This window comes from Candidatus Saccharibacteria bacterium (genome assembly GCA_034521515.1).
GTDB lineage: Bacteria > Patescibacteriota > Saccharimonadia > Saccharimonadales > JAXHMH01 > JAXHMH01.
The window spans coordinates 1-11,387 of record JAXHMH010000001.1 but is presented as its reverse complement, the minus strand read 5'-3'; the positions used below and the strand labels follow the sequence as shown (position 1 = coordinate 11,387).

Genomic DNA, 11,387 nt, shown 5'->3' with positions numbered 1-11,387 from the left:
CAGATATTACCGCCAGCACTAGTTGCATTAATTGAGTCATTTGGAGAGTTACCGGGGGTTGGGCCGCGAACTGCCGAGCGTTACGCTCACTTTTTGTTTAAATCAAACCCGGCAATCGCCAAACAGCTTGCCGATAGTGCTCAAAATGTACATGAAGGTGTTGGGTACTGTACAAAGACATTTGCATTGGTAAAAAAAGATCAGAATCTGTCAGAACTATACACTGATCCGGATCGTGACAAACAGATTGTTGCCGTGGTCGCCGAACCGTTTGATATTATAGCTATTGAAAAAACCGGACAGTATAAAGGCACCTACCATGTGCTTGGCGGTCTCGTATCACCTATTGATGGAATCGGCCCCGAACAACTCCACATTGACGAACTCCTAAAGCGTGTTAAAGAAGACAAAGTCCAGGAAATAATCTTGGCCACTAACGCTAGTGTAGAAGGTGAATCAACCGCCTTATATATCCAAAAACGTTTGCTCACGGCTAAAAAAGTACCAAAAATCTCCCGCCTAGCTCGTGGCTTACCAGTTGGCATTGATTTAGAATACGCCGACCAAATAACCCTTGGTCGAGCTTTGGAGGGGCGAACCATATTATGAATTTGCAAAAAACTGACATCGCAAAAATTGATGAACTAATCACTGACGCCGGTCACATTGTTATTATTCAAGCTGACAACCCCGACGGTGATAGCCTAGGAACAAGCCTAGCCTTAGAACAGTTACTTGGCGAATCAGGCAAAGAAGTCACTATGTACTGCGCAGTGGACGTACCATCGTATTTGCGCTATTTATCTGGATGGGATAGGGTTACCAACGAGTTACCAAAGCAGTTTGATTTAAGTATAGTTGTTGATGCGTCCTCAAGCGCCTTACTACAAAAATTATTTGAAACTGGCAAGGACAAACAAATTCGCAAACAACCATGTATCGTCTTGGATCATCACGAAACCGTCGAAGAACCATTAGAGTTTGCTACAGTATTGATAAACGAACCGTCACTTTCATCGACCGCGGAATTGGTTTATACCATCGCAAAAGCAATCGGTTTAGAAGTAGACGAGACGGCCGGGTTATTCATCATGACCGCTATTCTTGGTGACACTCAAGGCTTGAGTAACTCTCTAGCCAGTGCTCAAACTTACCGGGTTATGGCTGAACTAGTAGATATCGGCGTGGATAGACCCGGGTTAGAAGATCTGCGGCGCGAGTATAGCAAAATGCCGCCAGAGATTTTTAAATACAAAGCTCGGTTAATTGATCGTAGTGAATTCCATATTGATGGTCAATTAGCAGTAGTGACGGTTCCTCAGCAAGAAATAACTGAATTCAGCGCCGCATATAACCCGGCACCACTCATTCAGACGGATTTGCTCCAGACAGCCGGCGTTGGTATCGCTATTGTATTGAAACACTATGATAACAACAAAATATTGGCTGCAATTCGCTGCAATCAAGGATTCGGTTTCGGCGCAAAACTAGCTGAGCATTTCGGAGGCGGTGGGCATGATTATGCCGCAGGTTTTAAAATTCAAGATGGACGATCAGTTGACGAGATTAAGACCGAGTGTATTAAGGTTGTTCATGAACATATTCTCAAACGCGATACGACATCACAGGACAAATCATGAAATTGTATGACACACGCACCAAACAAGTTAGCCCAATAAAACCACTACATGATAAAAAGATAGCCATGTACACCTGTGGTCTGACAGTGTATAGCCAGCCTCAGATCGGTAATTGGGTAGCTTATATTTATGCCGATGTATTACACAGGATACTCTTAGATAATGGTTACCAAGTGACACGTGTCCAAAATATTACCGATGTCGGTCATCTGGTGAGCGACGATGATACCGGTGAAGACAAAATGGAAAAAGGTGCCAAAAAAGAAGGCAAATCGGCTTGGGACATAGCCGATAAATACATCGCTATCGCCGATACAGAAGCTTATGACTGGCTTGGTTTGCTGCGTCCCACAAAACTTATAAGAGCTACCGATTTAATAGGTGAACAAATTGAATTCACCAAACGTCTGGAAGCAGGCGGTTACACATATATCATAGAAAATGAGGGCGTCTATTTCGACACCAGTAAGTTCCCCGATTACACCGAGCTGGCCAGCCTTGATATTAAGGGACAAAAAGCTGGTTTTAGAGTTGATGTGAAAGGCAAGAAAAACCCTACGGATTTCGCTGTATGGAAGTTTTCACCTCATGACAGACAACGCGACATGGAGTGGGACAGTCCTTGGGGTAAAGGTTTCCCCGGTTGGCACTTGGAATGTTCGGTCATCGCTTATGAATCACTAGGTGAACAGATAGATATCCATACCGGCGGTGTTGACCACATTCCGGTTCATCACACAAACGAAATAGCACAGACAGAGGCCATAACTAAAAAACGTTTTGTCCAACACTGGTTCCACAATAATCATATAAAGATTAATGGCGCCAAACTGTCAAAATCTCTGGGCAATAGTTACACTCTGCAAGACATTATTGACCATGGGTACAGTCTAGATGCCTTTAAGTTGCTAGTTTTATCTAGTCACTACAGCACAGAAGGGAACTTCTCGTGGGAGATTCTTGAATCGTTCCAAAATAACTTGAACGACTGGACAGCATTTGCCGATTTACAATTTCAAGGACTCACATCTGAAAAACTAGCAAAGAACTATAAACTCGCCACCGATAAAGTTAAAGAATGTTTATCAAACAACCTAGATACACCAGAAGCCCTGGGCTACATTAACGGCATCGTAAACCGAGTAGGTGACCTAGGAATTGACTCCAAAGCTATAGCTACCGTATGTAAAGAGATTGATAAGTTGTTAGGTTTGCATCTTTCCAAGCGTAAAGACATAACAAAAGATCAAAAAACAGTCATAATAAACCGCCAAAAGGCCAAAGATACCAACGATTGGGCACAAGCCGATGAATTGCGCGACCAACTAAAAGAACAGGGAATTCAGCTAAGAGACACGCCACAAGGAACTGTCTGGGCTATGGCTTCTGCTTAAACTCTTGTAGTGTAACTTTGTCTTTTAGGTAGTATTCTTCAAACAAGACTTTTATACACCCGGCAACCGGTATTGCAGCAAAAGCACCAAACAAACCGCCGAGACCCGCTCCAACTATTGCGGAGCTAAACACAATCAGTGGCGTTAATTGGTTGGCTTTAGATTGAACATGAGGTTGAATAGTAATGTTTTCGATTTGTTGATAAACAACCGCAAAAATCGCCAAACCAATAGCTAAGCCAAGAGACGAGAAGGCTGCAACCAAAATAACTACTAATGCACCCAGTGTATTTCCAATAAGCGGTATAAGCCCAAACAAGAACACAATTCCGGCCAGGCCAAAAGCATTTAGCTGAACACCGGTAATCGCTGAACCAATCAGCATGGCAATAAGGTAAAAACCTGATCCTATGGCAGAGATAAGAACTTGGCCGTTTACGTAACCGGTGACCACGTTATACAGCCGCATAGCAACACGTTTTCTTTGGCCGCGGACTTTCTCTGGCTGCAATGCGGCAATTCGCTCCAACCACCGTGGTCCTTCAACCAGCATCATGAATGTCAGAACAAGAACTGTTAAAACTGATACGACTGCACCGCTCACTTTAGTAACAGCAGTCAAAGCCTGGCTGGCTAGTTCGTTTGCACGGTTGCTGGTATCGGCTGCAAAAGTTTTTAGTTCTTGGTCAATGTTATAGTTATCAACCAGTTGCCAAATCACTGTTTCTTGCTGCCGGCTTTCTTCAAGTGTCTGGGGAAGATTACGGAAAAAATCAACCGACTGACCAACTAACGGAGTAATAAACAGTGTCAAAAATGTCAGCACGCCGCCTAATACCACCACATAAGCTATACCAGTAGCCAAAATCCGATTACCTTTTTTAAGTAAGCGTGAAGCCCATGTCACAGCAGGGTTTAAAGCTAATGCAAAAAAGGCTGAAATAACTAGTAACTGCAATTGATAAGCCACCATATCAACCACTCTCAAGACAATAAAAGCTCCAATTGTCAGCAATATAGCTTTGACAATTGTTTCTGTACTGATTGTTATTGTTTTATTTGTTGATCTTAGCAATCCCATATTAACTTCAAGTATCTCATGCAGTTTTGCGTTTCGCAATTACATCTTCATATTCGTCGATGAGCTGTTGACCAACAACTCGTACATCAAACTGCTGCACCCAATCTTGCTGCCACGCATCAACCGCTTTTCTCGCTCGTGGGTTGCGTATGAATCGACGCAATTTTCTGGCAAACGTTTTTGTATCGTTAGGGTTAACTAATTGGTCAGATCGGTTATCTAGAACCGTTCTATAGCCAATATTATCGCCGCCAATCACCACCTCAGCACCAGCAGCCATCGCCTCGACCAGAACAATACCAAAACTTTCACCGCCGGTACTCGGCATAACAGCAATATTTGCAGTGGCTAGAAAACGCGGTTTCTGTTGCTCTGAGACAAACCCGCAAAACGTAACCACGTGGCTTAAATGATGATATTTAACAAATTCTTTCAGATGATGTTCCAGCGGTCCTTTTCCGCAGATTAACACCCGTACATTCTGTAGCTCATTCTTACTGTGCAACAGCTCAATCGCCTTTAATAATGCCATGCAACCTTTGCGCTCAACTAGTCGACCCAAAAAAACTATATTAATTTTGCCGTCACTGTAACGCGGTAATTGATTTGCTCCATGATAATGAGCAATCGCTACTGCGTTCGGTAAAACCGTGGCTTGTAGACCGTACGCTTTTTTGGCAAACCGAGCCGCCGGCATAGAAACAGCGAACGTCCTGTCAATGCGCCGTCGACTGCGCGCGACTAACAGCCGAAGTACCCTGGTGGCAATCTGTTCTCGCCAAGAAACCGGAATAATATGAAATGTACCAAATATCGCGGTGGTTTTTGGCGCCATACTAATAACTCGACCAGCCAAAAAGGGGCTGTGAGGTAGTTGCACATGCAATACATCAAACTGTTTTTGGCTCAGCAAACGCTTAATGGCGGATTTCTTCGCAGGCAGGGGCGTTGACATCCGGTTTTGGTTAAAATGTACCTGAAGATTTTTGCTCAAGCTATGTACGTTGGCAATATCTGTACGTTTCGTCTCACCGACGAGATAATGCACCTGATGCCCCTCGCTTTTCAGCCAACGACCTAGAGTCAAAATGTACTGCTGTACGCCATCTACCTTGTCTAAGCTATCATCCAACACAAAGCCAATTTTCATATCACTTTATAATGCTTTCGTACAACTTTTCATACTTATCTACAACCGACTCATAGGTATAGTGCTGGATATGTTGGTTTGCCCAATCAAGCCACAGATTCACAATCTCATCATCCTGCAAAAACAACTTTAGTCGGCGTGCAAAATTAGTAGTGTCTTTGGGGTTTACTAGCGACAACAAACCCTTACCTTGTAAAACTGATACATACCCTGGGTTATCACCGGCAACCACCGGCACACCGCTTGCCATCGCTTCCAGCAGCACAATCCCAAAACTCTCGCCGTAAATAGCCGGCGAGCAAAATAGGCTTGCTTCATGCATCAACCGTTTCTTGGTTTTATCGTCAACGTATCCCAAGAATTCTACTTGGTCACCGACCCCTAGCTCGTGGGCTGTATCTTGTAGTTTCCTTAGGTCTGAACCTTGTCCGGCGATGATTAACTTGGCGTTTGGCACGGAATCCGCCATTTTTGCAAACGCCCGTACCAGATAAATCACGCCTTTTCGACGCTCCAACCGACCAACGTATAACACGGTGTTAGCTCGGCGTTTTTTTGACCCGTTAATATATGCCGACAAATCAATCCCGTTTGGAATAATATGGACGTGATGGTCAGTATGAGCTTTTACAAACTCGGCAGCCACATCAGATACCGCCGTCACCGCAGCTAATTGACTAAAAATGGTTCTAGAATACGGGACTCTTAACATCTCAATAGTCCGGCTAATGGCGTTTTTCGGGTGATAGGCATGAAACGTCGCCACGACCGGACAGTTAGCTTTAGCGATTATCTGACTCCCTAGCATGGGAACTTCCGGTTCATGCACATGCAACACGTCAAATTGTTGCTCTTGTAGCATGTCATCAATACTGTCGCGTTCAAATGATGCTCCAAGCTCTAGGTTGGTACTAATTGGTGTCCTCACCATCGCTGATGTACCAACAAATATAGTATTGTTGGGCGGTTCGTCTTTGTAGCCGCGAGCCCGCGGTGTAATAACAATTACTGTGTGGCCGCGACGGCGCAGTTCGTTGGCCTGAGCATTAACATGTTCCTGGACTCCGCCGCCGCGAAACATGTCATACGGGCACACTAAACCAATTTTCATAACGTTGCTCCAATTGTCATCACAAAACGGAAACGTCTAACACCTCGAGATCGGTTAGCAAGATACTCACTGAAGTTCATTCCAAAGCTCACTCGTAATTATACTTATGAGCAGTATACACTATTGCTTTTTGGCCAAGTCCCGAAACGCCTGTTGCAAGGCTCGTGGCACAAAGGGCTTTACGTCTTTTTTGCTCGCAATAACGCTCGGTGCGTGAACCTCTGTTTTTGCAGTACAGACGTTCACGTCGTCGTAGATGGTACGGAGGTGTTCGACGACCGTGTAATGATCAAAATAATTGTCGTTTTTTACTTCCACATGCCAAAGCGGTAGTTTGACGCGCTTACCCAAATTGTTAAGTTTTAAAAAATCATAGTTAGTCTGAGCATGAGTACGAATATCGTTGCAACGCCACAAATGAACCTCAAAGTCCATAGCTTGTTTTTTATCTTTCTGAGCAACAGCTGCGAACTTCTTTTTGGCATTATATGTTTTAGCGTAGCCAAGCCGAATCACCGTTGGGTGCAACAAAACGTTTTTATAAAATATCGAGACTGGCGTAGTTGTACTAAGCTTGCACAGCGCGCGGTAGGCCAACATGCGCGGTCGAGAAAATGTAAACTCCGAGTGGTGTGTAAACCCGACGATGCTTACCACCATATCGCATTTTTTAGCTAGTTGCGGATAGCGTTGCAACATTCTAGTAGCCACAACAAACCCATAGCTCAGGCCAACAATAACGATACGTTTTCTTTTATATCTTAGCTTGATAAATGCTGCCAAGTAATCAGCCATGGTATCCAAAGTCGGTTTTTCACCAATCTTATACAAACTATCCATACCGCCAAAACCCGGCAAATCAGGAGCTGTCACCGAACCATATTGATTGAGAAGTTCGATCATACCCCACCAACGTTCTAAGCTAGAATGGTGCCCATAAACATATAATATTTCTAGCTTTTTTCGGCCACGCGCTGGCATGTGCAGCATTCGCCCCTGCATACCATTTATATAAAGCGGAGCGATGTAGTCCGCAGCTTGTACCGATTTTTTCTTTGCCATTGATAAAACTTTACAATATTCTTATCTGTTTGAGCAACTATTTAAATTTTCCAGTTTATTCATCGTCTTTGAGAACACTCGTCCCAACCCAAACAAATCTGGCCGGCGATACCTCTAACAAATCCTGGTTAGTACCTTTTGGTGTAGCCGGAACCCATCCAAACCGTTTCGCATTATAAAAATTATCCTTACTCAACCACCCAAAACAACTCGATGTAGTAAAAGAGGTTTGACCAATACCTTCACAGCCGATTTCTGCCGCGTATCCACTATGATGGATAGAATATCCTGGCGGAGCTAAGCTTTCAGCAAGTTCTGAGACGGCAGCGTCAGAATAACCATCTGCTACCCCAAATACCGATATACCAGCATCGGTCATCGCCCGAGCGAACAATCCTTGCTGGTTTTCAGTACTCCTATATCCATATCTAAGCGTAAGACTAACATTATCTCGCCGAGCAGCCTCTTGCATCTCTCGCCAGCCTGTACGCGCTAGCGGCTGTAACTGCAGCGGCTTATCATAATCAGTTCTGGTTCTCTCAACAGTCGCTAGGCTACCAGTAATAATTACTTCAGGCATAAATCCTGCGTTTCTTATTACGTCATGAATGCGTTGATCAGCATAAGAACTGCTGGTAATTTCAGGAGCTTCAACTATGGTTTTAGTATTAGGGAGCTCGTAGTTCTGCCACAGTGCAACAAAATCATCAGCAGAGAAGTGCTTAAACTCAACTTCATCGAAACCAACATATTTATTGTCGTTACCAATTGATGAAGCTCTGTGCGACAACGAGCCACCAGAAAAGCTGACGGGTTGCCCCAGCACAAGATAAGCTCCAAAAGATATGAGTAACACGATAAATAAAATACTTAGGGTTGAAACGCGTCGTTTACGTGCGGATTGGTGCAACGACATAAAATCTCGTTTAGGGTTGAGTACGCGCATGAGTTTATAATATACCCCTTTACCTTTACTGCAACAGCCCTTGACAAATACCTTAAACTGTAGGAAACTAAGTGTTAGTATTTTGAGTGGTAGAATTTTATTAACACACAGATAACCGTCTTATGAGCAGCCCGGAATCAACCCCATTTGAACACGATGCTACAACTCCTGACTTGCAGGTCATTTACAAAGAACCCCGCCCAGACATGCCAGAGATCGAAGTGGAAGAGTTTGATATCGTTGGCAACTGGAAATTCAGTTTGGATAGAGTGGAACCTTACCGCGAAGCCAGCATTAACTTGATAGATGAAGCAAGACAAAAAGTCATAACGGACTCAGAAATTACTCTCAGAGGAATCGGGCGCTTAGCGCACTATATAAAAAATGACCGCACTGTTATAAGTATTTTGGGTTTACCCATTAACAAATCATTGCGTGGAGCTACCCGCAGACAGGCAACTAGCGTAATCATTGATCAAGAAGAGAAGCTTTGGGGTGAGCAGCACTGTTATGACGAGCTAAACAATAAAGCAATATTGACTGATACCAATGCTAACCCGCTAGACAGAGAAGATATAGGGCTAATAATACGATCCACCAAAATGCTAAGAATTCAAGAACAGCAGTAGATTGCACAAAAGCAACTTCTACGGTAGAATCAATCTGTTAATCCGTGGCTTTTTAACTAAAATCGTAAGAGGATTTACGATTTTAAAAGGAGACGGCTTAGCAGGGTTGTAAGTTTTATTGAACAAACTTGTTTTGTCGATAACACGACAAACGTGCGACTACACGTGACGATGGGTGCGGCCAAGTCCCGCCATAGGCGGATAAAGTCCAGGCATCCCGCACCGAACTTGCTTACGGTGCGCGGAGTCCATGCATTCCCGAATGCAATACGTTAACATCTGTTAAAATACGAAAGTTGGTGGGGTGTGGCCAAGTGGTAAGGCACATGGTGGCGCCTGTCCCGCACCGAACTTGTTCTGGTGCGCGGAGTCCATGCATTCCCGAATGCAATACGTTAACATCTGTTAAAATACGAAAGTTGGTGGGGTGTGGCCAAGTGGTAAGGCACATGGTGGCGCCTGTCCCGCACCGAACTTGCTTACGGTGCGCGGAGTCCATGCATTCCCGAATGCAATACGTTAACATCTGTTAAAATACGAAAGTTGGTGGGGTGTGGCCAAGTGGTAAGGCACATGGTTTTGGTCCATGCATTCGGGGGTTCGAATCCCTCCACCCCAGCCATCCTTCGTCGCTCCGCTTTATTGCGGAGCTATGAAGGATTATTGAGACGGGTAGATTCAACCACCTAATGCGCATGAGGGGTGAAGATTGCCGGTGGCAATCTGCAAGGAAACCTTCTGATGAAAACTATGTTTTCAATCATGAAGTTTCGGGCCTGCGGAACGTAGGTCGAATTCCTTTTAAGCTGAGCTTGTCGAAGCTCGACCAAAGCCGAAGCATAAGCACTTAAAATTTTTGCAACGTCTTTTTGCATTTTGCTCGTGCTTACATCTCTTCTCTAATTAAAAGATACTAATTGCATGAGTGAAATTAGCCCTAGATTTACGTATTCACCAGAAAGAATCCTTACTTTACGCAATACTATTCCTGAAAATGCTGATGAAGCACGTCTCGAATTGTTTCTAGAACCAATAGAGAATGATGCAGATTACGAGTTAGAGAGTGAGGGTAAGGATCATGTTATATCAGTTATATTCGTGAATTATTGCCAAAATTTGATGCAGATAATTGGCACTACAACAGGCAAGCCACAGACGTTGTTGAGAAGCTGGCACCATTCACATATCTCGATAGGTTTAGTCAGATTGATGGTGTGTTCTCACCATTGGCTGGGGGCAGCATGGAGCTTCTGGGAAATCTACCCGCACCTTCAGAGATGGCTCATGCTGATTTAATTAATGAAGATATAGCTAGGTCTGTTTTATTCTATGGCGAGCGCAGGACGGGGAAAGATGAGTATAGGAGAATGGTAAAGAACTATCGTTATAAGAATTTTAGCGATGGAGTTGAGGCAGGCGATAGTCAAATGTCGGTGTCCATATTGCAAGATGATGAATTTAGGGTTATTAGATTGGGATAGAATACGGATAATCCTCATTATGAAACTGGCGAGGTAACATGGAGGTGGCTGTAAATTAAGCACTATTGGTAACTGTGCATGCTGGGGTGTAGATGGTGATGATAGAATGGTTATACTAGACATAATAAGTCTTTATGAAATGAAACCACATAATGTAGATGGTCCTGATCTTTAAGTTTGGCTTTAGGTATGGGTAGAATTGCTATGATGGCTAAATTATGCGAGTGAATTAAAGCATTCTTGCATTAGCAAGATGGCGGCCAGAGTAGTTATAATAGTTCCGAAGTACACCTACTAGGGGCAGCCATTCGACAGGCTCACGGCTTTCAGCCATCCTTCGTCGCTCCGCTTTACTGTGGATATCAAGGTCAGGCTTTTTAATAAGGTATAATAAAATTGTTGAACAAGAGAGCAGGTAGAGCTGGTATATGAAGAAAAGAAGTTATATTTTTTGGTTATTGCTTGTAATTGCGGCGGCTGTAGTTACAGCATTTTTGTTTTTTAACACAAACGTATAAAAACATTAAGCGGTACAGTAACAACAAAATTTACTGATTGCGAAGGCGGAAGGGAAATGAACCGTGAAGGACAAATCACAACAATAGACCCAGTTACCTGTGACGGTGGTTCGTACATTACTATTGATCATGAGAATGATTTGGAACCGCAAGTGGGCTTACTTCGGTTGACGAAAGTTATAGCGTAGACGTGACAAATATTAAGGTTGGCGACGAAGTAAAAGTTACATACAACACCAACCAGAAGGGCTATTACGTTACCGATAAGGCCAACCAAAAGAGCCAGATCTATCACGTACTGAATTGCGATGGGTGTAGAGTAGAGAAAATAGAATAAGGGTCAAATGTTAATAGCAATATGATGGTTTAAAAAAG

At 43.7% G+C, this 11,387-nt stretch carries 12 protein-coding genes and 1 tRNA gene; 8 read left to right on the top strand and 5 right to left on the bottom strand.

The features are described from left to right. The 3 genes from recR to cysS form a co-directional block, all read left to right on the top strand. Positions 1–609, top strand: a 609-nt coding sequence (gene recR / locus U5K77_00065) for a recombination mediator RecR (GenBank protein ID MDZ7744146.1), incomplete at its 5' end; no start/stop codon positions are given. Beyond that, positions 606–1,640 carry a DHH family phosphoesterase gene (locus tag U5K77_00060; protein MDZ7744145.1) on the top strand — a complete coding sequence of 345 codons (1,035 nt, stop codon included), beginning with the start codon at positions 606–608 and terminating at the stop codon, positions 1,638–1,640. The genes recR and U5K77_00060, both read left to right, overlap by 4 nt. Further along, entirely contained in the window at positions 1,637–3,034 is a 1,398-nt protein-coding gene (gene cysS, locus U5K77_00055; GenBank protein MDZ7744144.1) for a cysteine--tRNA ligase, read from the top strand. Before U5K77_00060 ends, cysS begins: the two co-directional genes overlap by 4 nt. Here the strand turns inward: cysS and U5K77_00050 are convergent. From U5K77_00050 to U5K77_00030, 5 genes are all read right to left on the bottom strand, one after another. Further along, positions 3,018–4,115, bottom strand: a complete 1,098-nt coding sequence (locus tag U5K77_00050; GenBank protein ID MDZ7744143.1) for an AI-2E family transporter — start codon at positions 4,113–4,115, stop codon at positions 3,018–3,020. The two genes, cysS and U5K77_00050, sit on opposite strands and share 17 nt — an antisense overlap. Positions 4,116–4,131: 16 nt before the next feature. Further along, the gene (locus U5K77_00045; protein MDZ7744142.1) at positions 4,132–5,265 is read right to left on the bottom strand and encodes a glycosyltransferase family 4 protein; all 1,134 of its coding nucleotides are present in this window, start codon (positions 5,263–5,265) and stop codon (positions 4,132–4,134) included. 1 nt (position 5,266) lies between these two features. Further along, entirely contained in the window at positions 5,267–6,376 is a 1,110-nt protein-coding gene (locus tag U5K77_00040) for a glycosyltransferase family 4 protein (GenBank protein ID MDZ7744141.1), read from the bottom strand. A 120-nt stretch (positions 6,377–6,496) separates the two neighbouring features. Further along, positions 6,497–7,438 (bottom strand): alpha/beta hydrolase, encoded by a 942-nt coding sequence (locus U5K77_00035; GenBank protein MDZ7744140.1) that lies wholly within the window; start codon positions 7,436–7,438, stop codon positions 6,497–6,499. Between the two features lie 55 nt (positions 7,439–7,493). Beyond that, positions 7,494–8,384, bottom strand: coding sequence for a D-alanyl-D-alanine carboxypeptidase family protein (locus U5K77_00030; GenBank protein ID MDZ7744139.1), 891 nt, complete (start codon positions 8,382–8,384; stop codon positions 7,494–7,496). Between the two features lie 122 nt (positions 8,385–8,506). Between U5K77_00030 and U5K77_00025 the strand changes: the two genes are divergently transcribed. The 5 genes from U5K77_00025 (at position 8,507) to U5K77_00005 (ending at position 11,349) form a co-directional block, all read left to right on the top strand. Further along, positions 8,507–9,013 carry a hypothetical protein gene (locus U5K77_00025; protein ID MDZ7744138.1) on the top strand — a complete coding sequence of 169 codons (507 nt, stop codon included), beginning with the start codon at positions 8,507–8,509 and terminating at the stop codon, positions 9,011–9,013. Positions 9,014–9,560: 547 nt separating this feature from the next. Next, positions 9,561–9,635, top strand: a tRNA-Gln gene (locus U5K77_00020). Positions 9,636–10,119: 484 nt separating this feature from the next. Then, the gene (locus U5K77_00015; GenBank protein MDZ7744137.1) at positions 10,120–10,494 is read left to right on the top strand and encodes a hypothetical protein; all 375 of its coding nucleotides are present in this window, start codon (positions 10,120–10,122) and stop codon (positions 10,492–10,494) included. A 574-nt stretch (positions 10,495–11,068) separates the two neighbouring features. Further along, positions 11,069–11,200, top strand: coding sequence for a hypothetical protein (locus U5K77_00010; protein MDZ7744136.1), 132 nt, complete (start codon positions 11,069–11,071; stop codon positions 11,198–11,200). Between the two features lie 2 nt (positions 11,201–11,202). Next, the gene (locus tag U5K77_00005; protein ID MDZ7744135.1) at positions 11,203–11,349 is read left to right on the top strand and encodes a hypothetical protein; all 147 of its coding nucleotides are present in this window, start codon (positions 11,203–11,205) and stop codon (positions 11,347–11,349) included. Positions 11,350–11,387 lie beyond the last annotated feature (38 nt).

Excerpts from the sequence above, each read along its gene's own strand:
- U5K77_00060 (MDZ7744145.1), top strand. The coding sequence starts at position 606 with ATGAATTTGCAAAAAACTGACATCGCAAAAATTGATGAACTAATCACT.
- cysS (MDZ7744144.1), top strand. The coding sequence starts at position 1,637 with ATGAAATTGTATGACACACGCACCAAACAAGTTAGCCCAATAAAACCA.
- U5K77_00050 (MDZ7744143.1), bottom strand. The coding sequence starts at position 4,115 with ATGGGATTGCTAAGATCAACAAATAAAACAATAACAATCAGTACAGAA.
- U5K77_00045 (MDZ7744142.1), bottom strand. The coding sequence starts at position 5,265 with ATGAAAATTGGCTTTGTGTTGGATGATAGCTTAGACAAGGTAGATGGC.
- U5K77_00040 (MDZ7744141.1), bottom strand. The coding sequence starts at position 6,376 with ATGAAAATTGGTTTAGTGTGCCCGTATGACATGTTTCGCGGCGGCGGA.
- U5K77_00035 (MDZ7744140.1), bottom strand. The coding sequence starts at position 7,438 with ATGGCAAAGAAAAAATCGGTACAAGCTGCGGACTACATCGCTCCGCTT.
- U5K77_00030 (MDZ7744139.1), bottom strand. The coding sequence starts at position 8,384 with ATGCGCGTACTCAACCCTAAACGAGATTTTATGTCGTTGCACCAATCC.
- U5K77_00025 (MDZ7744138.1), top strand. The coding sequence starts at position 8,507 with ATGAGCAGCCCGGAATCAACCCCATTTGAACACGATGCTACAACTCCT.
- U5K77_00010 (MDZ7744136.1), top strand. The coding sequence starts at position 11,069 with ATGAACCGTGAAGGACAAATCACAACAATAGACCCAGTTACCTGTGAC.